The organism is Streptomyces sp. NPDC056987 (assembly GCF_042673865.1).
Lineage (GTDB): Bacteria > Actinomycetota > Actinomycetes > Streptomycetales > Streptomycetaceae > Streptomyces.
On the sequence record NZ_JBHURV010000024.1, the window covers coordinates 130,484 to 157,228 of the forward strand.

The following is a 26,745-nucleotide window of genomic DNA, read 5'->3' on the forward strand; positions in this document are numbered from 1 at the left end:
CGGCCGGCTCCTACGCCCGCGTACGGCCGGTGTCGTCCCCGTCCCTACGCAGCACCCGTCGTATCTGCCCCCGCAGCGGGACGCCGGGACGCCGCGGCCGGCCACCCACCGACGGGGTGTCCATCACGTCGTACCGCTTCACGTACGCGCCGAGAAACGCCTGCAGGGTCGCGATGGCGGGGATCGCGATCAGCGCGCCGACGGCGCCGAGCAGCGCCGTACCGGCGATGACCGAGCCGAAGGCGACCGCCGGGTGGATGTCCACGGACCGGGCGGTGAGCTTGGGCTGGAGCATGTAGTTCTCGAACTGCTGGTAGATGACGACGAAGCCGAGGACCCACAGCGCGTACCAGGGGTCCACGGTGAAGGCGATCAGCATGGGCAGGGCGCCCGCCAGGTAGGTGCCGATGGTCGGGATGAACTGGGAGACCAGCCCCACCCACATCGCGAGGGCCGGCGCGTACGGAACGCCGAGGATCTCCAGCAGGATGTAGTGCGCGACACCCGATATGAGGGCCATCAGTCCGCGCGAGTAGAGATAGCCGCCGGTCTTCACCACCGCGATCTCCCAGGCGCGCAGCACCTCGGCCTGCCGGGCGGGCGGCAGGACGGAGCAGAGCGCGCGGCGCAGCCGGGGCCCGTCGGCGGCGAAGTAGAAGGAGAACAGGAAGATCGTCAGGAGCCTGAACAGTCCGCCCAGCACGGTGGCGGAGATGTCCAGGACACCGCTCGCGCTGTTCTGCACGTACCTCTGGAGCCAGTCGGAGTGCAACAGGCTGTCCTGGACGGCGACCCGTGACAGCTCGGTGTGGAACGTCAGGTTGATCCAGTTGATCACCGAGTCGAGGTACTGGGGGAAGGAGTCGACGATGTCGATGATCTGGCCCGCCAGTATGGAGCCGAGCATCACCACGAAACCGGCGCTCGCTATCAGCACCGCGAAGAAGACGAGGAACGTGGCGAGTCCGCGTCGCATCCCGCGGTCCGCCATGCGGCTGACCGCCGGCTCCACGGCCAGCGCCAGGAAAAAGGCGATCAACACATTGATCAGCAGCCCGATGAGCTGATGGAACGCCCAGTTGCCGAGCTGGAAGCAGGCGACGAGGCCCAGGGCGAGGACCATGGCACGCGGCAGCCAGCGGGGCATACGGTCGTCGCGCCCACCCCCGGCGTCCGGGCGCGGAAGGGCCCCCGCGGGCGTCCCGGGGGACGCGGCGTGCGGGGCCCCCGGCGGGGAGGCCGGCGGAGGGATCGGCGGTTCTGCGTCCGATGCGGTGTTGTCGTTCGGTGCCACGGAGTAAGTCTGGACTACGGCTGTGACATCCGGTCCCGCGGTCCGGACTTCCGCGGGGTCCGATACGGGTCCTGTACGGGTCCCGGGCCGGTCCCCGGAGCCGAATCCCGGCTCCGGATCCCGGTTCCTGCTGGCGGACGGCGCGTCAGCGCTTCTCCGCCGGGACACCCATGGCGTCGCAGACGGCGCGCCAGACGTCCTTGGTCTCCCAGCCCGCTTCAAGCGCCTCGTGCACCGTACGGCCGCCCAATTCGGCCATCACATGGTCACGGGCGAAGGAATCGGCGTAGGCGGCGCCGAAGTGGTCCGCCATACGCTCCCAGAAAATCGTCAGCCGCATGCCCCCAGTATCCCGCCCCCGGGAGTGCGGTCCGGCCCGAGGCCGGACCAGGTCAGCCGGCCACCGCCCGTACGAGCGCCGTGACCACCACCGCGGCGCCGACGACCACCAGGAACGGCGCGCGCAGCACCAGCGCGAGGGCCGCCGCCGCGACCCCCGCGCCCCGGGCGTCCAGAACGAGCGCGCCGTTCGCACTGAAGGTCTGCTGCGCGGTGAGCGCGGCCAGCAGGGCGACGGGGAGCAGGGCGGACAGCCGCTGGACGAGCGGGCGCTCCAGCGCACCGGCGGGGACGAGCAGCCCCAGCAACTTGACGAGGTAGCAGCCGACGGCGGTCGCGCCGATCGCGATCCAGACGGTCAACGGTCCGTTCCCCTCGTGCGTCCTGAGCCCTTCGCCGGACCTGTGCCCTTCACGTGTTCCGAGCCCTTCGCGGGACCTGTGCCCTTCGCGCCTCCTGAGCCCTCCGGTCCATCGGAATTCCGGCGGGCGCCGAGCCGACGGCCCTGGAGCCAGAGCACGGCCGGTGCGGCGAGCGCCGCGACGAGTACCGGCACCCCGCCGGGCAGCACCGGCAGCAGCCCCAGCCCCAGCACGACGGCGAGGCCCGCGGTCGCCCGCTCCGTGGTGGTGCGGAGCATCGGCGCGAGCAGCGCGAGGAAGACGGCGGGGCCTGCGGCGTCGAGCCCCCACGCGTCGGTGTCGCCGAGGGCCTCCGCGCCCAGCGCCCCGGCCAGAGTGGTCAGGTTCCACAGCACGTAGAGCGTGAGCCCGGTCACCGTGAAGCCGATCCTGGCGGCGCGCCGGGTCGGCTGAGCGAGGGCGACGGCGGTCGTCTCGTCGATCACCCACTGCGCGGCGAACGGGCGTACGGGGCCCGGCAGCCGCAGCAGTTGGGAGAGTCTGAGGCCGTAGAAGGCGTTCCGTACCCCCAGGAAGAACGCACCCGCCGCGGCGGTGAGCGGGTTCCCGCCGACCGCGAGGGCGCCGACGAGCGCGAACTGCGAGGCGCCGGTGAAGACCAGCAGGCTGAGCGTGCAACTCTGCAACACGGTGAGCCCGGCGCCCGCCGAGGTGACGCCGAAGGCGAAGCCCGAGAGCCCGACGGCGATGCCGACGCCGAGGGCGTCGCGCACGACGGCGGAGTCGGGTACGGGTTCCGGGCCGGGTCGCGGAGTGCTTTCCCCAGGACCGTCCACCGGTATGCCGGCCGGTATGTCCGCGGAAGCGGACTCTGTCTGTTCTGCCACGCCACGCACGCTACGCGGGGCGGGGCCCTCAGGTCTTGTACATTCGTGCGCCCCGCGGTCGCGGCGCCTCTCCCCCCTGTCCATCCCCGACCCGCGCCACGCGGTCAGCGAGGCCGGGGCCGTTCTCCCAGGTCCGAGCGATTGTCAGTGGGCGGGTGCACGATGGGGGGCATGGCACGTACCGCGCTCGACTCCTTCTCCCCCGCGACCCGCGGCTGGTTCACGGGGGCCTTCTCCGCGCCCACCGCGGCACAGGAGGGGGCCTGGCGCGCCATCCAGGAGGGGGCGGACGTGCTGGTGGTGGCGCCGACCGGGTCCGGCAAGACCCTGGCCGCGTTCCTCGCCGCGCTGGACCAGCTCGCCTCGGCGCCGCCGCCCGCCGAGGCGAAGAAGCGCTGCCGAGTGCTTTACGTGTCACCGCTGAAGGCGCTCGCGGTCGACGTGGAGCGCAATCTGCGCAGCCCGCTCACGGGGATCCGGCAAGAGTCCGTACGGCGCGGGCTGCCCGAGCCACAGGTGCGGGTCGGTATTCGCTCGGGCGACACCCCGCCCGCCGACCGCCGGTCGATGGCGACACGGCCGCCGGACATCCTGATCACCACCCCCGAGTCGCTGTTCCTGATGCTCACGTCCTCCGCGCGCGACGCGCTGGCCGGTGTTGAGACGGTGATCCTGGACGAGGTGCACGCCGTGGCGGGGACGAAGCGCGGGGCCCATCTCGCCCTCTCCCTGGAGCGGCTCGACGAGCTGCTGCCGCGCCCGGCCCGGCGCATCGGTCTGTCCGCGACGGTCCGCCCGGTGGAGGAAGTGGCCCGCTACCTGTCGCCGCAGCGCAGGGTGGAGATCGTCCAGCCGCCCTCCGGCAAGGAGTTCGACCTCTCCGTCGTCGTCCCGGTCGAGGACCTGGGCGAGCTGGGCGGCTCCCCCGCGTCGGAGACGGACGGCGGGGAGAAGCCGTCGATCTGGCCGCATGTGGAGGAGCGGATCGCCGATCTCGTCCAGGCCCACCGCTCCACGATCGTGTTCGCCAACTCCCGGCGGCTGGCCGAGCGGCTGTGCAACCGGCTCAACGAGATCGCGTACGAACGTGCGACGGGGCGGACGATGCCCGAGGAGCACGCACCGGCCGAGGTGATGGCCCAGTCGGGCGCGGCGAAGGGCGCTCCTCCCCTGCTGGCCCGGGCGCACCACGGCTCGGTCTCCAAGGAGCAGCGCTCCCTGGTCGAGGAGGACCTCAAGGCGGGCCGACTGCCCGCCGTCGTGGCCACCTCCAGCTTGGAGCTGGGTATCGACATGGGCGCCGTGGACCTGGTCGTCCAGGTCGAGTCGCCGCCCTCGGTCGCCTCCGGCCTCCAGCGGGTGGGCCGGGCCGGCCATCAGGTGGGCGCGGTCTCCACCGGCGTCGTCTTCCCGAAGTACCGCGGCGACCTGGTGCAGGCCGCCGTGGTCACGGAGCGGATGCGCGGCGGGTCCATCGAGGCGCTGCGCGTGCCCGCCAACCCGCTGGATGTGCTGGCGCAGCAGCTCGTCGCCATGGTCGCGCTGGACACCCGGCAGGTGGACGATCTGCTCGCCGTGGTCCGCAGGGCCGCGCCGTTCGCCGCCCTGCCCGATTCCGCGTTCCACGCCGTGCTGGACATGCTCGCCGGACGCTACCCCTCCGACGCCTTCGCGGAGCTGCGGCCCCGCGTGGTGTGGGACCGCGTCGCGGGTACGGTCACGGGCCGCCCGGGCGCGCAGCGCCTCGCCGTCACCTCCGGTGGCACGATCCCCGACCGCGGCCTCTTCGGGGTCTTTCTCGCCGGGGCGGACCCGAAGAAGGGCGGTGGCCGGGTCGGTGAGCTGGACGAGGAGATGGTGTACGAGTCCCGGGTGGGCGATGTCTTCACCCTGGGGACGACCTCCTGGCGGATCGAGGACATCACCCGTGACCGGGTCCTGGTCACCCCGGCCCCCGGTGCCCCAGGACGGCTGCCCTTCTGGAAGGGCGACCAGCTCGGCCGCCCGCTGGAGCTGGGCCGCGCGGTGGGCGCCTTCCTGCGCGAGGTCGGCTCGCTCCCGGAGGACGACGCGCGGCTGCGCCTGATGACGGCGGGCCTGGACGACTGGGCGGCCGGCAATCTCCTCTCGTACCTGGACGAGCAGCGCCGCGCCTGCGGACATGTCCCCGACGACCGGACGATCCTGGTCGAGCGGTTCCGTGACGAGCTCGGCGACTGGCGGGTGGTGATCCACTCCCCGTTCGGCGCGCAGGTGCACGCCCCGTGGGCGCTGGCGCTCGGGGCCCGGCTCTCCGAGCGGTACGGCATGGACGCGCAGGTCATGCACGCCGACGACGGCATCGTGCTGCGGCTGCCGGACGCCGATCTGATGGGCCTGGACCTCCTGGACGTCGAAGGCAGTGACGAACCGGACCGCCTCGGCACCGCCTTCGACGGCGAACAGGCCCCGCTGGGCGCCGCGGACGTCGCCTTCGACCCGGGCGAGATCCGCGGGATCGTCACCGAACAGGTCGGCGGCTCCGCCCTGTTCGCCTCCCGGTTCCGGGAGTGCGCCGCGCGGGCGCTGCTGCTGCCGCGCCGCAGCCCCGGCAAGCGCACCCCGTTGTGGCAGCAGCGGCAGCGCGCCGCGCAACTGCTCCAGGTCGCGAGCGAGTTCGGTTCGTTCCCCATCGTGCTGGAGGCGGTGCGCGAGTGCCTTCAGGACGTCTTCGACGTCCCCGGCCTCACCGAGCTCATGGGCGACCTCGAATCCCGCAGGGTCCGGCTCGTCGAGGTCACCACCCCCGAACCCTCGCCCTTCGCCCGGTCGCTGCTCTTCGGCTACGTCGCCCAGTTCCTGTACGAGGGCGACTCGCCCCTCGCCGAGCGGCGCGCCGCCGCGCTGTCGCTGGACTCGCGGCTGCTCGCCGAGCTGCTGGGCCAGGCCGAGCTGCGGGAGCTGCTCGACCCCGAGGTCCTCACGGAACTGGAGCGGGAGCTCCAGTGGCTGACGGAGGACCGGCGCGTCAAGGACGCCGAGGGCGTCGCCGACCTCCTGCGGGTCCTCGGCCCGCTCACCGACGACGAGCTGGCCGAGCGCGGCGCACGGCCGTCCTGGGCGGAGGAGCTGGCCGCCGCGCGCCGCGCCATCAAGGTCCGTATCGCCGGGGCGGACCACTGGGCGGGGATCGAGGACGCCGGCCGACTGCGGGACGCCCTGGGCACGGCACTGCCGGTCGGGGTGCCGGAGGCGTTCACCGAACCGGTCAAGGATCCGCTGGGCGACCTGCTCGCCCGCCACGCCCGTACGCACGGCCCGTTCACGTCGTCCTCGGCGGCCGAGCGCTTCGGTCTGGGGACGGCGGTCACGGACGGGGCGCTCCAGCGGCTCGCCGCGAGCGCCCGGGTCGTCCAGGGCGAGTTCCATCCGTCCGGCATCGGCCAGGAGTGGTGCGACGCCACGGTGCTCCGGCGGCTGCGCCGCCGCTCGCTGGCCGCGCTGCGCCAGGAGCTGGAGCCGGTCGCGCCCGCCGCGCTCGCCACGTTCCTCCCCCAGTGGCAGCATCTGAGCGGCGACAGCCTGCGCGGCATCGACGGACTCGCCCGCGCCGTCGAACAGTTGCAGGGCGCCCCCGTCCCCGCTTCCGCGCTGGAGAAGCTGATCCTGCCGTCCCGGGTCGCCGGCTACACCCCGGCGCTGCTGGACGAGCTGACCACCACGGGCGAGGTCCTGTGGGCCGGCTCCGGCGCCCTGCCCGGCAAGGACGGCTGGGTGTCGCTCTATCTCGCCGACGCCGCGCCGCTGCTGCTCCCCGCCCCGCACCCGCTGGAGCAGACTGCCCTGCACTCCTCGGTGCTGACCACCCTCTCCGGTGGTTACGGGCTGTTCTTCCGGCAGATCGCCGACCAGGTGCGCGCGACCACCCACCCCGAGGCGACCGATCCCCAACTGGCCGACGCGCTCTGGGACCTGGCCTGGACGGGACGGCTCACCAACGACACCCTGGCCCCGCTGCGCTCGCTGCTCGGCTCCGGCCGTACGGCGGGCTCCACGGCCCACCGCGCCCGCCGCCCGGTGCCCCGGGGGCGGTACGGCACCCTGACGGCCGCCGCCAGACCCGCCTCCCGTACGGGCCCGCCAACCGTGAGCGGGCGCTGGTCGCTCCTTCCCGCACAGGAACCCGACCCGACGCACCGTGCCCACGCGCTGGCCCGCATCCTCCTCGACCGGCACGGTGTGGTGACCCGGGGCGCGGTCGCGGCCGAGGGCGTGACGGGCGGCTTCTCCGCCACGTACCGCGTGCTGTCGGCCTTCGAGGACAGCGGCCAGGCCCGCCGCGGCTATGTCGTGGAGGGGTTGGGCGCCGCCCAGTTCGCGATGGACGGGGCGGTCGACCGGCTGCGGGCCGCGGCGACGGCCCGCGACCGCGGCGCCGGGCAGCCCGCGCCCCGCGCCGTCGTGCTCGCGGCGGCCGATCCCGCCAACGCCTACGGGGCCGCCCTGCCCTGGCCGGAGCCACCGGAGGGCGCGGGCCACAAACCGGGGCGCAAGGCGGGCTCCCTGGTCGTCCTGGTCGACGGCGAGCTGACCCTCTACCTGGAGCGCGGCGGAAAGACCCTGCTGGCCTGGACCACGGACCCGGCGGACCCCGCGCTGCCGGCCGCCGCGGTGGCGCTCGCGGACGCCGCCCGCGCGGGCGCGCTCGGTACGGTCACGGTCGAGCGGGCCAACGGCACACCCGCGCTCACCTCACCGCTGGGCCGGACCCTGGAGTCGGCGGGCTTCCACGCCACCCCCAGAGGCCTGCGCCTGCGCGCCTGACCACCCACCCGGCGCCACAAGCACCGGGAAGCCCGCCCGGCCCACGCCCACACGCCCGGCCCGGACCCGCACGCCCGACCCACGCCCGCACGCCCACACACCCGCACCCGCACCCGCACCGAAGCGCATAGTGGAAGACATGCCCGAAGGAGACACCGTCCTGCAGACCGCCCAGCGCCTGCACAGGGCCCTGGCCGGACACCTGCTGACCCGCTCCGACCTGCGGGTCCCCCGCCACGCGACCGCCGATCTCACCGGCAGGACCGTCCTCGACGTCACACCGCGCGGGAAGCACCTGCTCACCCGGATCGAGGGCGGGCTCACCCTCCACTCGCATCTGCGGATGGACGGCGCATGGCGGGTCTACGCCCCGGGCGAGCGCTGGCGCGGCGGCCCGGCGCATCAGATACGGGCGATCCTCGGCACCGCAGGACAGACCGCCGTCGGGTACCGGCTGCCCGTCCTGGAACTCCTCCGTACCAGCGACGAGGAACGGGTGGTCGGCCATCTGGGACCCGATCTGCTCGGCCCCGACTGGGACCCCGCCGTCGCCCTGCGGCGTCTTCTCGCCGACCCCGCCCGCCCCGTCGGAGAAGCCCTGCTCGACCAGCGCAACCTCGCAGGTGTGGGCAATATCTTCAAGTCCGAGACCTGCTTCCTCGTACGCGCGACACCGTGGCTTCCGGTGGGGGAACTCCCCTCGCCCGAGCGTCTGGTGACGGCGGCCAAGAGACTGCTCGAAGCCAACCGGGAGCGCCCGGGCCATCGCAGGGAGCTGTCCGTGTACGGCCGCGCCCACCGGCCCTGCCCCCGCTGCGCCACCCCGATCCGTACGGCCGACCAGGACGGGCGTCCCGCCTACTGGTGCCCCCGCTGCCAGCCGGGCCCCACCCCCTGAGGCCCCACTCCGTGCACACGCAGCGTGCGCCGCGCGTTACGCGCTCTCCGCCTGGAACATCCACGCGTGCTTCTCAAGATCGGCCGTGACCTGGATCAGAATGTCCTGCGTCACCGGATCCGGCTTGTCCGTCACCTCGACGCGCTCACGCATCCGCGTGACCACCGCGCCGAGCGCGTCCACGAGGGTCCGCACCGCGTCCCCGTCCTTGATCCAGCCGTTGGGAACCGGGCCGATCGCGCTGGTCCCCGCCACCGTCGCGGCCCGCCCGTCCGGGGTCACACCGATCGCGGAGGCGCGCTCGGCGACCGTGTCCGAATGCTGCCGCGCCGTGGTCACGACGTCGTCGAGCTGGAGATGGACGGAGCGGAAGCGCGGCCCGACGATGTTCCAGTGCACCTGCTTCGCGACGAGCGAGAGGTCCACCAGATCCACGAGCGCTCCCTGCAGCACCTCGCCGACCAGCTTCAGGTCCTCCTCGGGCAGGGAACTCTTCACGACAGACATACAGGCCCTCCAGTGTTCCGTCGATTCCACCGGCCCGACCAGCCTCACCAGCCCTGTCCGGCTCCGTGTCCACCATGACACAGGTAGGACAAAACGGTCATTCGAGCCGGAGTCCTCCGCAGGACACAGCGGACCAGGACCCAGCGGACACACCGAGGCCCCGGCCGGTATCGCTACCGACCGGGGCCCGGTCACAGCCTCAAAGCCGCACCCTCAGGCGGCGACGACGTCCGCCACCTCCGCGGGTGCCTTGATCGTCACCCGCTCCGTCGGCACACCGGCCACCGACGTCACGGAGACGGAATTGAGCATGGGTCGTACTGCTGCGGGCACCGGCTCGTTCGCCGCCGCCGACGCGGCCAGCTCCGCCAACGACAGTTCGTCGCTCACTTCGCGCATGAGCTCGGACATCCGTACGTCCAGCGCGTCGCAGATCGCGGAGAGCAGCTCGGAGGAAGCCTCCTTCTGCCCCCGCTCAACCTCGGAAAGATAGCCGAGCGAGACTCGGGCGGACGAGGAGACTTCGCGCAGAGTACGGCCCTGGCGCTGGCGCTGCCGACGCAGCACGTCACCCAGCAGGCGACGGAGCAGAATCATCGGTGGCTCCCTCCTCGGACCGCGTAGCCGCATCCTTCACGCCCCACCGTACCGCCTCGCGCGGCGGCCGTGCGGGGAGCGATGTCGTGTTCACTCAGGGCTGTAAACATCAAATCCCCCCGTTCTCTTCCGTATCCTGTGCCCGCCCGTTCCCGGAGAGTTCGCCGAGGAGCAGTCCCAGTACGCTCCGTACACTCTCTTTACGGATGTCCGCCCGGTCGCCGTTCAACCGCAGCGCGGCCACTTTCCCCACACCTTCCGGTCCCGCGACCGCCACATACACCGTGCCGACCGGCTGCCCGTCCTGCGGATCCGGGCCCGCCACCCCGGTGGTCGCGGCGCCCCAGTCGGCGCCCAGGACCCGCCGTACCCCGGCCGCCATCTGGCGCGCGACCTCGGGGTCCACGGCGCCCCGCTCGTCGAGAAGAGCGGCGTCCACGCCCAGGACATCCCGCTTGAGATCCGTCGCGTAGGCCGTCAGAGCCCCGCGGAAGGCCCGGGAGGCCCCGGGGATCCCGGTCAGCTCCGCGGCCACCAGACCGCCGGTCAGGGACTCCGCCACGGCCAGCGTCCCGCCGCCGGCGACCAGCAGCTCCAGCACCCGCGCGGCACGGGCCGCGGCCCCGGTCACCGGACCACTCCCCGCCCCGGCCCCCGCTTCGCTCACCGAGCGGACTCCGCCTCGGCGCGCTCCGCCGCCAGTCCCTGGCGGCGCAGTACGACCGCCTGCCGTACGTAGTCGAGCCCCGTGAGCACCGTCAGCAGCACCGCCACCGTCATCACCCAGAACCGCAGCGTGGCCAGCGGCCCGGTCAGCGCGAGGACGTACATCCCCACGGCCACCCCCTGCGCCAGCGTCTTCATCTTGCCGCCGCGGCTGGCCGGGATCACCCCGTGCCTGATCACCCAGAACCGCATCAGCGTGATGCCCAGCTCCCGGAAGAGGATGATGCCCGTCACCCACCAGGGCAGATCCCCCAGCGCGGAGAGGCAGAGCAGCGCGGCGCCCATGATCGCCTTGTCCGCGATCGGGTCGGCGATCTTCCCGAAGTCGGTGACCAGGTTGTACGTACGGGCCAGGTGGCCGTCGAAGATGTCCGTGATCATCGCCACGGCGAAGGCGGCCCACGCCCACGCGCGCCAGACGGGATCGTACCCGCCGTCCTGGAGCAGCAGGTACACGAAAGCGGGCACGAGCACCAGCCGCACCATGGTGAGGATATTGGCGATGTTCCACAGACTGGCCTGATTGACCACCACCGCCGCCAGCTTGGCGCCGGGCGCCGGCTTCGCGCCGGTACCGCCCGCCGCGGACGCCGGGACTCCGGTCATCTGGCCGCCTCCTCACCCGGGATCCGGGAGCCGTCCCCCGGAAGCTCGTAGCACTCGGCGACCAGGTCCACACCTTCGGTCCCGACCACCTTCGCCTCGACCATACGGCCGGGGCGCAGCCCCTCGCCCGAGGTGAAGATCACCTGGCCGTCCGTCTCCGGCGCCTGGTGGGCCGCGCGGCCGACGGCCGGCTCGTCGCCGTCGCCCGTCGCGTCGACCGACTCGACGAGCACCTGGAGGCTCTCGCCGAGCCGCTCCTCGGCCCGCTGTGCGGTCAGCTCCTCGGCCAGCCGGGAGAGGTGCGCCAGCCGCTCGGCGACGACGTCCTCGTCCAGCTTGTTCTCGTACGTGGCGGCCTCCGTGCCGTCCTCGTCCGAGTAGCCGAAGACACCGATGGCGTCGAGGCGCGCCCCGTTGAGGAAGCGTTCCAGCTCGGCGAAGTCGGCCTCGCTCTCCCCGGGGAAGCCGACGATGAAGTTGGAGCGCACCCCGGCCTGCGGCGCCTTGCCGCGGATGGTCTCCAGCAGCTCCAGGAAGCGGTCGGTGTCACCGAAGCGGCGCATCGCGCGCAGCACACCGGGCGCGGAGTGCTGGAAGGACAGGTCGAAGTAGGGGGCGACCTTGGGCGTCGAGGTCAGGACGTCGATCAGGCCCGGCCGCATCTCGGCGGGCTGGAGGTAACTGACCCGTACCCGCTCGATGCCGTCCACCGCCGCCAGCTCCGGCAGCAGGGTCTCCAGCAGCCGGATGTCACCGAGATCCTTGCCGTACGACGTGTTGTTCTCGGAGACGAGCATGACCTCCTTGACGCCCTGCTCGGCCAGCCAGCGCGTCTCGCCGAGCACGTCGGAGGGGCGGCGCGAGACGAAGGAGCCGCGGAACGACGGGATGGCGCAGAAGGAGCAGCGGCGGTCGCAGCCGGAGGCGAGCTTGACGGAGGCGACGGGGCTGGTGTCGAGGCGTCTGCGCAGGGGCGCCCGCGGCCCGGAGGCCGGTGCGACGCCCGCGGGCAGGTCCGCGGGGGCCGGCGCGATCTCCTCGCGGTCCTGTGCGTGACCGGGGAGCGCGACCCCGGCGCCCTGCCGCTCGACGGGGCTGAGCGGCAGCAGCTTCCGGCGGTCGCGGGGGGTGTGGGAGGCGTGGACGCCGCCGCTGAGGATGGTCTGGAGGCGGTCCGAGATGTCGGCGTAGTCGTCGAAGCCGAGGACTCCGTCCGCCTCGGGCAGGGCCTCGGCGAGCTCCTTGCCGTACCGCTCGGCCATACAGCCGACGGCGACGACGGCCTGGGTTCTGCCCTGATCCTTGAGATCGTTGGCTTCCAGCAGGGCGTCGACGGAGTCCTTCTTGGCGGCTTCGACGAATCCACAGGTGTTGACGACGGCGACATCCGCCCCTGAGGCGTCCTGGACGAGCTCCCAGCCATCCGCCGCCAAGCGGCCTGCGAGCTCCTCCGAGTCCACCTCGTTACGGGCGCAGCCAAGCGTGACAAGGGCGACGGTACGGCGTTCGGGCATGGGCCCAAGAGTACTTTGTCCCGGCCCCGCCCCTGCCGTGCAGGGTTGGTCAGCCGACCTCGGGGTCACCCTGCGTGTACGAGAGCCGCTCGACCTGGCCGGGTTCGAACTCGTCCGCGACCCTCTTACCGTTCACGAAGAGCTCGATCGCCCCGGCGTTGCCGAGGATGAGGTCGATCTGCTCGTCGTCCTGGAAGGTCTTGGAATCACCCTTGAGAAGGATTCCGTCGAAAAGGAGTTTGCCGTTGTGCGCCTTGGCGGAGATCCAGCTCTTGTCGTCTATGGCCGACAGTTTCACCGTCACCTTGTCGCGGGGTGCGGCGGCGATGGCGCTCTCGGAGGGCTCCGGCTTGGTCTCGGTCTTCTTGGGAGAAGGCTTGGTGCCGCTGTCGGGCGTCGGGCCCTCGGCGACCTCATTGGTCTTCGAGCCTTTCTCCGCACCGTTCAACACCGTGAAGCCGACGAAACCGACCACCGCGACGATCGCGGCGACCATGGCGGCGGTCCAGTTGGGGCGGCGGCGCTCCGGCCGGATCCGCTCCGCCTCGAACATCGGCGCCGCGGGCGTGGGCGCGGGGCGTCCGCCGCGCTCGGCGTCGAACTGCTCGATGAGGGGCTGGGGGTCGAGTCCGACCTCGCGCGCGAGCATCCGGATGTGGCCGCGGGCGTACACGTCGCCACCGCAGCGCGAGAAGTCGTCCTCCTCGATCGCGTGCACGATGGGGACGCGCACCCGGGTGGAGCCGCTCAGCTCCTCCACCGTACGGTGCGCGGCGATACGGGCCTGCTGGAGCGTCCGGCCGATCGAAGGCCGTTCGTCCTCAGGGGAGTTGCCGTCGGGGGCACCGGGATCGGGGACGCGGTCGTCGGGGGCGTTGGCGTCGGGGGACTTGCCGTCGGAAGAGTTGCCGATGGACACGGGGGCGCCTTTCGAGCGTGTAGCCACCTGCTGGACACTCAGTCTAGGGGTGGTACGAAAGGGTGGGGCAACCGGGCGGATGCACTTTGTACGCCATCAGAAGGGCCGGACGGCGCGCGAGAGGAACATCATGCCCTTCCCCTCCCCAACTTGACGTCCGCCCAAGGGAAACGGTTGCCCTTCGACTTCCCCCGAAATCAGATTGAAATCACGGCGCCCGCGGGCGCGTACGAGTGAGTCCCCGCTCATCCGGACGAATCGATGAGGTCATCACACCGGAATCGGCCGGAATGAGACGCCGGTGCGGCCCCGCTCCGAGGGGACAGCCTCCGTACGGAAACGCCCGGGCGGGCCTCTACGGGGCGGACTCCCCGCGGATGACGGCGAGCACCCCGTCCACTTCGTCCGCCTTGACCAGGACGTCGCGCGCCTTGGATCCCTCACTCGGTCCGACGATGTTCCGCGACTCCATCAGGTCCATGAGCCGGCCGGCCTTGGCGAAGCCGACGCGCAGCTTGCGCTGGAGCATCGAGGTCGAGCCGAACTGGGTGGAGACGACCAGTTCGACCGCCTGGCAGAGCAGGTCGAGATCGTCACCGATGTCCTCGTCGATGTCCTTCTTCTTCTGCGTGCCGACGACGACGTCGTCCCGGAAGACGGGGGCCATCTGGTCCTTGCAGTGCTGGACGACGGCCTGGATCTCCTCCTCGGTGACGAAGGCGCCCTGCATACGGGTCGGCTTGTTCGCCCCCATGGGGAGGAAGAGGCCGTCGCCCTTGCCGATCAGCTTCTCCGCGCCCGGCTGGTCGAGGATGACCCGGCTGTCCGCGAGGGAGGAGGTCGCGAAGGCGAGCCGCGACGGCACGTTCGCCTTGATCAGCCCGGTGACGACGTCGACCGAGGGCCGCTGGGTGGCGAGCACGAGATGGATGCCGGCGGCACGGGCGAGCTGAGTGATCCGGACGATGGCGTCCTCGACGTCACGCGGAGCGACCATCATCAGGTCGGCCAGCTCGTCCACGATGACCAGCAGGTACGGATACGGCGACAGCTCGCGCTCGCTGCCTTCCGGACTCGTGACCTTGCCCTCGCGCACGGCCTTGTTGAAGTCGTCGATGTGCCGGTAGCCGTAGGCGGCGAGGTCGTCGTAGCGCAGGTCCATCTCGCGCACGACCCACTGGAGCGCCTCGGCGGCCCGCTTGGGGTTGGTGATGATCGGGGTGATCAGGTGCGGAATGCCCTCGTACGCGGTCAGCTCGACCCGCTTGGGGTCGACGAGGACCATCCGGACGTCCTCCGGGGTCGCCCGCACCATCAACGAGGTGATCAGGCAGTTGATGCAGGACGACTTGCCCGAGCCGGTGGCACCCGCGACGAGCAGGTGGGGCATCTTCGCGAGGTTGGCCATCTCGTAGCCGCCCTCGACGTCCTTGCCGAGCGCGACGAGCATCGGATGGTCGTCCTCCGCCGCGGCGGCGAGGCGCAGTACGTCGCCCAGGTTGACCATCTCACGGTCGGTGTTCGGGATCTCGATACCGACGGCGGACTTGCCGGGGATCGGCGAGATGATCCGTACGTCGGGGCTGGCCACGGCGTAGGCGATGTTCTTGGTGAGTGCGGTGATCCGCTCGACCTTCACGGCCGGGCCCAGCTCCACCTCGTACCGCGTGACCGTCGGGCCCCGGGTGAATCCGGTGACGGCGGCGTCGACCTTGAACTCCTGGAAGACGTTGCTGAGCGAGGCCACGATGGCGTCGTTGGCGGCGCTGCGGGTCTTGCCGGGGCCGCCGCGCTCCAGCAGGTCGAGCGACGGCAGCGCGTAGGTGATGTCGCCGCGGAGCTGCAGTTGTTCGGCCCGCGGCGGCAGCGGCCGGTCCAGTTCGGGCGCGGGCTTGGTCAGATCGGCCACGGCCGCGACGCCCGGCGTCCGCCGCCCGGGCTCGCGCGCCGACGGCACGGACACGGGGCTCTCGGCCGCGGCGTCCGTACGCTCCCCTGCGTGGGCCGGGGCCCGTTCGTCCGTACGCTCCCCGGCTCGCCCGCCGGCGCCCCGCTTACGGTCCACGGAGACGCCCTGCGTGAGGTCCGCGACGATCGGCGAGGGCGGCATCCCGTTGAGCACGGCGCCGTCCAGCGCGGCCGCCGCGGCGGCCGCCACGTCCACGGCGTCCATCTGGCGGTCCATCGCCGGCTGGACGGAGGGCCGGCGCGGCCGGCGCCGCTTGGCGAGCGCGTCGGCCTCGGCCTGGTCGGGGTCGGGCGCCGCCGCCGCGCCCCGGCGCCCCGGGGAGCGCCGCCGCCCGCCCGCGGGCAGGGCCTGGCGCCACTGTTCGTCGTACCGTTCGTCATCGCCGGGGTACTCGTCGTACTCGTCGCCGAAGGGCTCCTCGTAGGGCGGTTCGACGATGCCCAGTCTGACGCCGAGCTGCCGCAGCCGCTGCGGGATCGCGTTGACCGGGGTGGCGGTGACGACCAGCAGTCCGAAGACGGTGACCAGCAGGAGCAGCGGTACGGCCAGCACCTCGCCCGTGGTGAAGATCAGCGGGGTGGCGGCGCCCCAGCCGATCAGGCCGCCCGCGTCCTGCATCGCCTCCGTGCCGTCACTGCGCCCCGGGGAGCCGCAGGCGATGTGGACGAGTCCGAGGACCCCGATGACGAGGGCGGAGAGGCCGATGACGATCCGGCCGTTGGCCTCGGGCTTCTCGGGGTAGAGGATCAGCCGGACGGCGATGGCGCCGATCAGTATCGGTACGAGGAGATCCAGCCGGCCGAAGGCGCCGGTGATCAGCATCTCGACCAGGTCGCCGACCGGGCCGTGCAGGTTGGACCAGGTGCCCGCGGCGACGACCAGCGCCAGGCCGAGCAGGAGCAGGGCGACGCCGTCCTTGCGGTGCGCGGGGTCGAGTCCCTTCGCGCCGCGTCCTATGCCGCGGAACATCGCTCCGACGCCGTGCGCCGCGCCGAGCCAGACGGTGCGTACGACCCAGAGCACGCCCCCGGTGGGGTTCGGGGCGGGTTTCGGCGCCGGCTTGGCCGCCGCCTTCTTGGCGGGGGCCTTCTTGGCCGGTGCCTTCTTCGCGGGGGCGGTCTTCTTCGCCGCCGTCTTCTTGGCGGGCGCCGCTTTCGCGGCACCGGTCGTACGGCCGGCCCGCGGCTTCGCGGCGCCCGCCGTGCCCTGGGAACCATTGCCGGACGTACGTGAGGCCATGGTGGTGAGGTTACCGGTGTGAACGGCCGGGGACACGTGTGCCTACCGCTTCACCCGTTCGTGTCGCCCACAACTCCGCAGGAAAATGACCCGGCTTCAGCGGTCGGAACGTTTCCCCGCCATACCCGGGACGTAACGGCCGGAACCGCGCCTTCCGTAACGAACGGCGCCTTCGCGCGCCGCTGATGCCGTCAGTTCTGGGACGGGAGCGTGGCCGGTCCGCTCCCCGTGCCCGGCTCCAGCGCGTCGAGGGCGCGCCGCAGTCCGGTGAGTTTGCGCTCCAGGTGCGCGGCGGTCGCCACCGCCGAGGCGTCGGCGGCGTCGTCGTCGAGCTGTTTGGAGAGGGCCTCCGCCTGCTCCTCAACTGCCGCGAGGCGCGCCGAGAGTTCGGCCAGCAGCCCGGCCGGCTCCCGCGCCTCGCCCGCCCCGGCGAGCTGCAGCCTGAGCAGCTCGGCCTGCTCCTTGAGCTGACAGTTCTTCATGTACAGCTCGACGAAGACGGAGACCTTGGCGCGGAGCACCCAGGGGTCGAACGGCTTCGAGATGTAGTCCACCGCGCCCGCCGCGTACCCGCGGAAGGTGTGGTGCGGGCCATGGTTGATGGCCGTCAGAAAGATGATCGGGATGTCACGGGTCCGCTCGCGCCGCTTGATGTGGGCGGCGGTCTCGAATCCGTCCATCCCCGGCATCTGGACATCCAGCAGAATGACCGCGAAGTCGTCCGTCAGCAGCGCTTTGAGCGCTTCCTCCCCTGACGATGCCCGCACCAGCGTCTGATCGAGCGCGGAGAGAATGGCCTCCAACGCCAGCAGATTCTCCGGCCGGTCATCGACCAGGAGGATCTTGGCCTTCTGCACCATGGCAGCCCGCCCTCCTCGCCCCGGCATGGGGCGCCCCCTGCTCACAGACCCGGGAGTTACGCCGGGCGCCGTGCCAGGGGACGACTCCCTTACGCCGTCCGTCCTTGTGCCGGTCATGGTAGCCGCACCCCGCCCGTCGCCACACCCTGTCACCGTGATGTCACCGCGCTCGAAGCGGAAACGCGACGGGAGACCAGAAGGTTCCCCGAATACCAGCGGCTCACACGCCTCTGGACACAGCCGGTCAGCGCAACGTACTGATTCACTCGCCCATCGTTCACTCCTCGCGCATCCACCGCTCCATCACGGACAGCAAGTGATCGGGATCGACCGGCTTGGTGACATAGTCGGAAGCACCGGAGTCGATGGCCTTCTCCCGGTCGCCCTTCATGGCCTTCGCGGTAAGCGCGATGATGGGCAGCCCGGCGAACTGCGGCATCCTGCGGATCGCCGTCGTCGTCGCGTACCCGTCCATCTCCGGCATCATGATGTCCATCAGAACGACCGTCACATCGTCGTGCTGTTCCAGCACCTCGATGCCCTCCCGGCCGTTCTCCGCGTACAGCACCGACAGACCGTGCTGCTCCAGCACACTCGTCAGCGCGAACACATTGCGGATGTCGTCGTCGACGATGAGCACCTTCTCGCCGGCGAAGGAGAACACACGGCCCTCCGCGGCCGCCTCCTGACGGTCCGTGGAGGCCGTCTCCGCCCCCCAGAACTCCGGCCGCCCCGACGGACCACCGGTCCCGCCGGACCCCGCCGACGACCCTCCAGAGGCCTCTGACGCCCCGCCCACGGTCCCCCGGGGCTGCGCCGAACCCCGCTCCGGTCCGCCCGTGTTCTTGCGGGGGCGCCGGAACAGGGCGGCGGGACCCGGCCGCTCCGCCGGCGCCGGCGACTCCGGCACCGCCTGCGCCGGCGACTCCGCCGTTCCCGTCTTCGCCACCGGCGGCAGTTGCCGCATACCGGCGGGCGTGAGCTGCGGATAGCCGTGCGGCGGCAGTTCACTCGGGTGGAGCGGCAGATACAGCGTGAAGGTCGAGCCACGGCCCGGCTCGCTCGCCGCGTGGATCTCACCGCCCAGCAGCCGCGCGATCTCCCGGCTGATGGAGAGCCCGAGCCCCGTACCGCCGTACTTCCGGCTGGTCGTACCGTCCGCCTGCTTGAACGCCTCGAAGATCACCCGCATCTTGCTCGACGCGATCCCGATCCCCGTGTCCGTCACCGAGAAGGCGATCAGGTCGCCGTCCGCCTCCCGCAGCGAACCCGCCTCCAGCAACTGCTCCCTGATGGCGTCCGGCACGTCGGAGCCCGCCGGCCTGATCACCAGCTCCACCGCCCCGCCGTCGGTGAACTTGACCGCGTTCGACAGCAGATTGCGCAGCACCTGCAGCAGCCGCTGCTCATCGGTGTGCAGCGTCGCGGGCAGCTCCGGCGACACCCGTACGGAGAAGTCGAGCCCCTTCTCCGCCGTCAACGGCCGGAACGTCGCCTCCACGTAGTCGACGAGCTGCACCAGCGCGATACGGGTCGGACTCACGTCCATCTTGCCCGCCTCGACCTTCGACAGGTCGAGGATGTCGTTGATCAGCTGGAGCAGGTCGGAGCCCGCCCCGTGGATCGTCTCCGCGAACTCCACCTGCTTCGGCGACAGGTTCGACTCCGCGTTGTCCGCGAGCAGCTTGGCGAGGATCAGCAGCGAGTTGAGCGGCGTACGCAGCTCGTGCGACATGTTCGCCAGGAACTCAGACTTGTAGCGCATGGAGACGGCGAGCTGCTCGGCCCGCTCCTCCAGCACCTGCCGCGCCTCCTCGATCTCGGTGTTCTTCACCTCGATGTCGCGGTTCTGCTGCGCCAGCAGCTCGGCCTTGTCCTCCAGCTCCGCGTTGGACTCCTGAAGGGCCTTCTGCCGGTTCTCCAGCTCCGCCGAACGCTCCCTGAGCTGCTCGGTCAGCTCCTGCGACTGCTTCAGCAGCACCTCGGTCTTCGAGTTGACGCTGATCGTGTTGACGCTTGTCGCGATCATCTCGGCGATCTGGTTGAGGAAGTCCCGCTGGATCTGCGTGAACGGCTGGAACGACGCCAGCTCGATCACCCCGAGCACCTTCCCCTCGAAGAGCACCGGCAGCACGATCACATGCGCCGGGGACGCCTCCCCGAGCCCGGACGAGATCTTCAGATACCCCGGCGGCACATTGACCTGGATGGTCCGCTTCTCCTCCGCCGCCGTCCCGATCAGGGTCTCACCAGGACGGAACGCGGTGGGCATCGAGCCCGCCGAGTAGCCGTAACTGCCCCGCATGCACAGCTCGTACGAACCGTCGCGGCCCACGTCCGTACCGACCTGTGGCACCGTCCCGGTCTGCATCGCCAGGAAGAACGCGCCGTGCTGCGCCGAGACGACCGGCGTCAGCTCGCTCATGATGAGCGACGCCACGTCGTCGAGATCGCGGCGTCCCTGCATCAAACCGGAGATCCGGGCGAGGTTGCCCTTCAGCCAGTCCTGTTCCTCGTTGGCGAGGGTGGTGTCCCGCAGGTTGGCGATCATCGTATTGATGTTGTCCTGGAGGACCTGGATCTCGCCGGCGGCGTCCACATCGATCTTGAGGTTCAGATCACCCCGGGTCACCGCGGTGGCGACGGCGGCGATCGCCCGCACCTGGCGGGTCAGATTGCCGGCCATCTCGTTCACCGACTCCGTCAGGTCCCGCCAGGTGCCGTCGACGTCCCGGACCCGCGCCTGGCCGCCGAGCTGGCCGTCCGTACCCACCTCACGGGCCACCCGGGTCACCTCCTGCGCGAAGGAGGAGAGCTGGTCGACCATGGTGTTGATGGTGTTCTTGAGCTCCTGGATCTCGCCGCGCGCGTCGATGTCGATCTTCTTGGTGAGATCGCCCTTCGCGATGGCGGTGGTGACCGTGGCGATCTGGCGCACCTGACCCGTCAGGTTGGACGCCATCGAGTTCACCGATTCGGTGAGGTCCTTCCAGGTGCCGGAGACACCGGGAACCCGGGCCTGACCGCCCAGTTCGCCCTCGGTGCCCACCTCGCGCGCCACGCGCGTCACCTCGTCGGCGAAGGACGACAGCGTCGTCACCATCGTGTTGACGGTGTCGGCCAGCTCCGCGACCTCGCCGCGCGCCTCCACCGTCACCTTCTTGGTCAGATCACCGTTGGCCACCGCCGACGAGACCCGCGAGATGTTCCGCACCTGACTGGTCAGGTTGTTGGCCATGGTGTTGACGTTGTCGCTGAGGTCCTTCCAGATCCCGGTGACGCCCCGGACCCGGGCCTGACCGCCGAGGATGCCCTCCGTACCCACCTCACGCGCGACACGCGTCACCTCGTCGGCGAAGTTCAGCAGCTGGTCGACCATCGTGTTGACCGTCGTCACCAGATCGAGGATCTCGCCCTGCGCGTCGACGGTGATCTTCTTCGACAGATCGCCCTTGGCGACCGCCGTGGTCACCTCCGCGATGTTGCGCACCTGGGAAGTGAGGTTGTTCGCCATGAAGTTGACGGACTGCGTGAGGTCCTTCCACGTACCGGACACGCCCTGGACCTCGGCCTGACCGCCCAGGATGCCTTCCGTACCCACCTCGCGGGCGACCCGCGTCACCTGCTCGGCGAAGTTGGAGAGCTGGTCCACCATGGTGTTGAGGGTGTTCTTCAGCTCCAGGATCTCGCCACGCGCGTCCACGTCGATCTTCTGCGACAGGTCACCGCGCGCCACCGCCGTCGCGACACCCGCGATGTTGCGCACCTGAGCCGTCAGGTTCCCCGCCATGCCGTTCACGGAATCCGTCAGGTCCCGCCAGACCCCGGCCACACCGGGCACCTGCGCCTGACCGCCCAGCCGGCCGTCCGTACCCACCTCACGCGCGACCCTGGTCACCTGATCGGCGAAGGCCGAGAGCTGGTCGACCATCGTGTTGATCGTGTTCTTCAGCTCCAGGATCTCGCCGCGCGCGTCCACGTCGATCTTCTGCGACAGGTCACCGCGCGCCACCGCCGTGGTCACCTGGGCGATCTGCCGCACCTGATCGGTCAGATTGCCGGCCATGGAGTTGACGGAGTCGGTCAGCTCCTTCCACGTACCGCTGACGCCGTCCACCCGCGCCTGGCCGCCCAGCCGGCCCTCCGTACCCACGTCGCGGGCCATCACCGTGACCTGGTCGGCGAACGAGGAGAGCTGCGCCACCATCGTGTTGACGGTGTTCTTCAACTCCAGCATCTCGCCCGCCACGTTGACCGTGACCTTCTGGGTGAGATCGCCGTTGGCGACCGCCGTCGTCACCTGCGCGATGTCCCTCACCTGACCGGTGAGGTTACGGAACGCCGTGTTGACCGAGTCCGTCAGGTCCTTCCACGTCCCCGCCGCGCCCGGCACCTCGGCCTGACCGCCCAGCCGGCCTTCGACGCCCACTTCCCGGGCGACCCGCGTCACCTCGGAGCCGAACGACTTCAACTGCCCCACCATCGTGTTGACGGTGTTCTTCAACTCCAGCATCTCGCCCGCGACATCCACGGTGACCTTCTGGGACAGATCGCCGTTGGCGACCGCGGTGGTCACCTGCGCGATGTCCCTCACCTGAGTGGTCAGGTTCCGGAAGACCGTGTTGACCGAGTCCGTCAGGTCCTTCCACGTCCCCGCCGCGCCCGGCACCTGCGCCTGACCGCCCAGCAGCCCCTCGGCGCCGACCTCGCTCGCCACCCGGGTCACTTCGTCCGCGAAGGTACGGAGCGTCTCCGTCATCTGGTTGATCGTCTCGGCGAGCTGCGCCACCTCGCCGCGCGCGCTCACCGTGACCTTCTGCGACAGGTCACCGCTGGCGACGGCCGTGGTCACCTCGGCGATACCGCGCACCTGGTTGGTCAGGTTCCCGGCCATCGTGTTCACCGAATCGGTGAGGTCCTTCCAGACCCCGGCCACCCCGGGCACGGTCGCCTGACCGCCCAGCTCACCCTCCGTACCGACCTCCCGGGCCACCCGCGTGACCTCGGAGGAGAACGACGACAGCTGGTCCACCATCGTGTTGACGGTGTTCTTGAGCTGCAGCATCTCGCCCGCCACATGCACCGTCACCTTGCGCGACAGATCGCCCTTAGCGACCGCCGTGGTCACCAGGGCGATGTCCCGCACCTGCGCGGTCAGCCGGTACGCCATGGTGTTGACGGAGTCCGTCAGGTCCTTCCAGGAGCCCGACATGCCGCGCACCTTGGCCTGGCCCCCGAGCTTCCCCTCGGTACCGACCTCCAGCGCTACCCGCGTCACCTCGTCCGTGAACGCCGACAACTGGTCGACCAGACTGTTGACGGTACGGGCCACCTTCAGGAATTCACCCCTCAGTGGACGCTCCGCGCCCTCCACCGTCTGGGAGCGCAGATCCATACGCTGCTCCAGGTCGCCCTCCGCGACCGCGGTGAGCACCCGGCCGACCTCGGACACGGGCCGGGCCAGATCGTCCACCAGCGCGTTCGAGGCATCGATCGCGGCAGCCCAGGAGCCCTCGCAGGCACCGGTCTCCAGCCGCTCCGTGAGTTTCCCCTCACGCCCGACCACGCGGCGTACACGCGCCAGTTCCCCGGTGAGATGGATGTTACGGTCGGCGACCTCGTTGAAGACGGCGGCGATCTCCGCCATCACGTCGTCCCCGGAGACCGTCAGGCGTTTGCGGAAGTTGCCGTCCCGCATCGACGCCAAGGCCGTCAGCAGTCTGTTCAGCTCAGCCGCGTCCACCTCGACCGTCCCGTTGCTGCGGGCCCGTCCGCCTTTCGCGCGCGTACTCGTGCCACGCGCCGCCGTGCCAGACTCCACCGTGTCCCTCCCGCAGGGGTTGACCGTACTGCCCGAGCTGTCTCCGGAAGCCTGCCCAGTGTTTCACTGCGGCTCACTGCCACAACCAACCCTTGAGGCGTGACGGCACAAGCGTCAAATCGTTGAAGCCTACAAGGGCGGGACCGCCCTTGTAGCACAGCCGCCCTCATGGTCATCGAAGTCTCACGAACACATCACGGCGCCTGACGGCGCCCCACGACCACGAATTCCATCGTTCCACCGGACGAAGGCCTTTCCCTCCGGCTCCGCACCCGGCGTGCGCGCGTGGCCGCCGGACCATAGCAGCTTCACCGAGTCGGGACTCCGTCACACGAGGCACCCGACGACCGTCTAGCCTGGCAGGCGAATCGAAGCGACAAGAAACGGGCACAGGACTCTGGGGAGAGACGAAACACCAATGGGGAGTGCTGTGATCACCGCGCGTGCGGCTGCCACCTTCGATCCGGTAGGGCGGTCCGTCGCGACCGCCCGTGCCTTTGTCCGCGACACGCTCCAGGGGTGGGGTTATTCGGATGTCGTGGACGACGCGGTCGTTCTCACCAGCGAGCTGGTCACCAACGCCGTCATCCACGCCGGCACGTCCGCCGACGTCCTCTGCCTCCGTACGGAAGAGGGCGTACGCGTTGAGGTCGCCGACCGCTATCCGGAGCGCGAGGTCCCCATCCAGGGCAGTACGCGCTCCTTCGCCAACGCGGAACAGGAGAACGGCCGGGGACTGCTCCTCTGCGCCGCGCTCGCGTCACGCTGGGGAGTCGAGTACTCACCCACGTTCAAACAGGTGTGGTTCCAGCTCGAACTGCCGCAGCGCCCGGTGGGCACCCGCTCCGCGGGCCCCGTGCTCCCCACCGACCTGCTGCCCGTGGCCGACGAACGCGTACGGGTCGCCGTCATCCAGATAGACCGCGCGGGCGCCGTCGTCAACTGGAACGAGGACGCCGAGCACATTTTCGGTTACGCGGACGAACAGGTCATCGGCAAACCCCTCACCGACATCGCCGCCTGGCCCCACACACCGGGCATCGGCACCGGCATCGTCGAAGCGCTCCAGCTCTCCCGCTGGGAGGGCAGCTACGGCATCCGGGCCGCGGACGGCCGCGTCATCGCCGTCTACGCCTCCCACCTCCGCGTCCGCGACACCCACGGCGAGCCGTCCACGGTCTGCCTCCTCGTACGTGATTACGAACGCGCGGTGATCCAGACCCCGCTGCGCACCCCGGCGGCCGAGGCGGGCACCGAGAGCCGCATCGTGGACCCCTTCGAGGTCTTCATCGGCTCCCCCGCCCCCGACGATCTCGACGGGCTCCTCCAGCGCACGGTGGAGCGCGCCCGCGACATGCTCGACGGCGACTCGGCCTTCCTCCTCCTCGCCACGGACGACGAGACGGAACTGGAGGTACGCGCCTCCACCGGCCTCCCCTCCGCCCGCCAGCGCTTCGCCCGCGTCCCGGTCGAGGCCGGCGCGGGGCGCTTCGGCTCGGCGCGGATGCCCGCCGTCCACGAGGACCTCGCCGCCGTCCCCGGCGCCGTTCCGCTCCTCAACGGCACGGGGATGCGCTCCGTCGTCACGGTCCCGCTCAAGGTCGAGGGCCGGCTCACGGGCTCCCTGGGCGTCGCCGCGGAAGGTTCCGGGCGTTACACCAACGAGGAAGCCCTGCGCCTGCAGTTCGCCGCGGACCGGATCGCACTCGCCGTCGAATCGGCCCGCCTGGGCGAGCTGGAACGGCTGCGCCGCGGCTCCCTCTCCTTCCTCGTCGAGGCGTCGGACCTGCTGGCGGGCACTCTGGACCGGGACCAGACGCTGGCCCTGATGGCCCAGATGACCGTTCCCACGCTCGCCACCTGGTGCGCGGTCTACACGATCGCCGACCAGGCCTCCGACCCGTACCTCTCGTACGTGCTCCACGAGGACGAGGACCGCATCGACGGCCTCAAGGCCCTCCTCTCCAAGATCTCCCCACCGGACCCGGTACCCACCCCGGGCGCCCGCATCTGGACCGCCCCGGCGGAGGCGGCCCACCAGGCGGCGCTGCGCACCTCGATGCGCGACGTCAGCAGAAGCAACCGGCCGCCCGCCCTCGGGATCGGCACCACCCTGGCGACGGCGGCGGCAGTGGGCGGCGAGACCGTCGTCCTGCCCCTGGTGGCCCGTAACCGCGTCATCGGCATGCTGACCCTGGGCAAGCCCTCGGGCGACCACTTCCGCCAGGAGATCCTGGAGCTGGCCGAGGACCTCTCGCGCAGGGCGGCCCTCGCGCTCGACAACGCCCGCCTCTACTCGGAACGCACGGCCATCAGCCAGGCCCTCCAGCGCAGCCTGCTGCCACCGGGGCTCCCGCAGGTCCCCGGCGTCGAGGTGGACGTCATCTACCGCGCGGCGGGCGAGGGCAACGAGGTCGGGGGCGACTTCTACGACCTGTTCCCGATCCGGGACGGCGCCTACGGCTTCGCCATCGGTGATGTCTGCGGTACGGGCCCGGAGGCCGCGGCCGTGACCGGCCTGGCCCGCCACGCCCTGCGGCTGCTCGCCCGCGAGGGCTTCGGCGGCCCGGCGGTCCTGGAACGCCTGAACGCGGCGATCCTCGACGAGGGCGCCCGGAGCCGCTTCCTGACCCTCCTCTACGGCGAGTTGTGGCCGCAGGAGGACGGCAGCGCGGTCCTGAAGGTGGTCTGCGCCGGGCACCCCCTGCCACTGCGTCTGCGCCAGGACGGCACGGTCGAACCGGCGGCGGAACCCCAGCCGTTGCTGGGCGTCATGGAGGACCTGGAGCTGTACGAACAGGTGATCACCCTGGACCCGGGCGACGTCCTCCTGTGCGTCACCGACGGCGTCACGGAACGCCGGGAGGGCACGCGCATGCTGGGCGACGACGGTCTCACCGACGTCCTCACGACCTGTACGGGTCTGACCGCCGGCGCGGTCGCCGCGCGCGTCCTGCGCGCCGTGGAACGCTTCGCCGCCGAGCCGGCCTCGGACGACATGGCCATCCTCGCGATGCGCGTCCCGGAGCCACACACCAGCTGAGCCACACCGGCTCAACGAGAAAGGCCCCCGCCGAGAGGCGGGGGCCTTTCCCTTTTACTTGAGCCCCAATACGGAATCGAACCGTAGACCTTCTCCTTACCATGGAGACGCTCTACCGACTGAGCTATTGGGGCGCAGCAACGAGATAAAGCATACCCGACGATCAGAGGTGCGCAAGACCATCGAGAACACAGCCGGCGACACCCGACAAGAACCAGGCAGCGCCGCCGGAAAGAAACAGCGCCTGAATGACCCCTGAACGCAGAAATGCCCCGCACCATACGGTGCGGGGCATTCCCACAATAATTGTTCGGCGGCGTCCTACTCTCCCACAGGGTCCCCCCTGCAGTACCATCGGCGC

Annotated in this window: 16 protein-coding genes and 1 tRNA gene; 3 read left to right on the plus strand and 14 right to left on the minus strand. The window is 70.9% G+C overall.

Features of this window, described 5'->3' with window-relative positions:
- Window positions 1–10: 10 nt before the first annotated feature.
- The 4 genes from ACFTZC_RS25930 to ACFTZC_RS25945 form a co-directional block, all read right to left on the minus strand.
- The gene (locus ACFTZC_RS25930; protein ID WP_382893617.1) at window positions 11–1,294 is read right to left on the minus strand and encodes an AI-2E family transporter; all 1,284 of its coding nucleotides are present in this window, start codon (window positions 1,292–1,294) and stop codon (window positions 11–13) included.
- A gap of 145 nt (window positions 1,295–1,439) precedes the next feature.
- Window positions 1,440–1,634 carry a DUF3046 domain-containing protein gene (locus ACFTZC_RS25935; protein ID WP_382893619.1) on the minus strand — a complete coding sequence of 65 codons (195 nt, stop codon included), beginning with the start codon at window positions 1,632–1,634 and terminating at the stop codon, window positions 1,440–1,442.
- A gap of 52 nt (window positions 1,635–1,686) precedes the next feature.
- Entirely contained in the window at window positions 1,687–1,995 is a 309-nt protein-coding gene (locus ACFTZC_RS25940) for an AzlD domain-containing protein (protein ID WP_382893621.1), read from the minus strand.
- A complete protein-coding gene (locus ACFTZC_RS25945) occupies window positions 1,992–2,882 on the minus strand; it encodes an AzlC family ABC transporter permease (RefSeq protein WP_382893623.1) in 891 nt (296 codons plus the stop codon). Before ACFTZC_RS25945 ends, ACFTZC_RS25940 begins: the two co-directional genes overlap by 4 nt.
- Before the next feature lie 171 nt (window positions 2,883–3,053).
- Here ACFTZC_RS25945 and ACFTZC_RS25950 point away from each other — a divergent pair, with 171 nt between their 5' ends.
- Window positions 3,054–7,685: an ATP-dependent helicase gene (locus ACFTZC_RS25950; RefSeq protein ID WP_382893625.1), complete on the plus strand. Its 4,632-nt coding sequence runs from the start codon at window positions 3,054–3,056 to the stop codon at window positions 7,683–7,685.
- Between the two features lie 139 nt (window positions 7,686–7,824).
- Entirely contained in the window at window positions 7,825–8,583 is a 759-nt protein-coding gene (locus ACFTZC_RS25955) for an Fpg/Nei family DNA glycosylase (RefSeq protein WP_382893627.1), read from the plus strand.
- A gap of 36 nt (window positions 8,584–8,619) precedes the next feature.
- Here ACFTZC_RS25955 and ACFTZC_RS25960 read toward each other — a convergent pair whose 3' ends face one another.
- From ACFTZC_RS25960 to ACFTZC_RS26000, 9 genes are all read right to left on the minus strand, one after another.
- The gene (locus ACFTZC_RS25960; protein ID WP_382893629.1) at window positions 8,620–9,090 is read right to left on the minus strand and encodes a Dps family protein; all 471 of its coding nucleotides are present in this window, start codon (window positions 9,088–9,090) and stop codon (window positions 8,620–8,622) included.
- Between the two features lie 213 nt (window positions 9,091–9,303).
- Window positions 9,304–9,687, minus strand: coding sequence for a helix-turn-helix domain-containing protein (locus ACFTZC_RS25965; RefSeq protein ID WP_382893630.1), 384 nt, complete (start codon window positions 9,685–9,687; stop codon window positions 9,304–9,306).
- Between the two features lie 109 nt (window positions 9,688–9,796).
- Window positions 9,797–10,354: a CinA family protein gene (locus ACFTZC_RS25970; RefSeq protein ID WP_382893632.1), complete on the minus strand. Its 558-nt coding sequence runs from the start codon at window positions 10,352–10,354 to the stop codon at window positions 9,797–9,799.
- Window positions 10,351–11,019: a CDP-diacylglycerol--glycerol-3-phosphate 3-phosphatidyltransferase gene (pgsA, locus tag ACFTZC_RS25975; RefSeq protein ID WP_382893634.1), complete on the minus strand. Its 669-nt coding sequence runs from the start codon at window positions 11,017–11,019 to the stop codon at window positions 10,351–10,353. Before pgsA ends, ACFTZC_RS25970 begins: the two co-directional genes overlap by 4 nt.
- A complete protein-coding gene (rimO, locus tag ACFTZC_RS25980) occupies window positions 11,016–12,533 on the minus strand; it encodes a 30S ribosomal protein S12 methylthiotransferase RimO (RefSeq protein ID WP_382893636.1) in 1,518 nt (505 codons plus the stop codon). Before rimO ends, pgsA begins: the two co-directional genes overlap by 4 nt.
- Before the next feature lie 49 nt (window positions 12,534–12,582).
- Window positions 12,583–13,338 carry a helix-turn-helix domain-containing protein gene (locus ACFTZC_RS25985; RefSeq protein WP_382893653.1) on the minus strand — a complete coding sequence of 252 codons (756 nt, stop codon included), beginning with the start codon at window positions 13,336–13,338 and terminating at the stop codon, window positions 12,583–12,585.
- 469 nt (window positions 13,339–13,807) lie between these two features.
- On the minus strand, window positions 13,808–16,660 hold the full coding sequence (locus ACFTZC_RS25990) for a DNA translocase FtsK (protein WP_382893638.1): 2,853 nt from the start codon (window positions 16,658–16,660) through the stop codon (window positions 13,808–13,810).
- Window positions 16,661–16,851: 191 nt separating this feature from the next.
- Window positions 16,852–17,520 (minus strand): two-component system response regulator, encoded by a 669-nt coding sequence (locus ACFTZC_RS25995; protein ID WP_382893640.1) that lies wholly within the window; start codon window positions 17,518–17,520, stop codon window positions 16,852–16,854.
- A gap of 277 nt (window positions 17,521–17,797) precedes the next feature.
- Window positions 17,798–23,341, minus strand: a complete 5,544-nt coding sequence (locus tag ACFTZC_RS26000; protein WP_382893642.1) for a HAMP domain-containing protein — start codon at window positions 23,339–23,341, stop codon at window positions 17,798–17,800.
- A 418-nt stretch (window positions 23,342–23,759) separates the two neighbouring features.
- Here ACFTZC_RS26000 and ACFTZC_RS26005 point away from each other — a divergent pair, with 418 nt between their 5' ends.
- Entirely contained in the window at window positions 23,760–26,384 is a 2,625-nt protein-coding gene (locus tag ACFTZC_RS26005) for a SpoIIE family protein phosphatase (protein ID WP_382893644.1), read from the plus strand.
- Window positions 26,385–26,445: 61 nt separating this feature from the next.
- Here ACFTZC_RS26005 and ACFTZC_RS26010 read toward each other — a convergent pair.
- Window positions 26,446–26,518: transfer RNA gene (locus tag ACFTZC_RS26010), tRNA-Thr, on the minus strand.
- Between the last annotated feature and the right edge of the window lie 227 nt (window positions 26,519–26,745).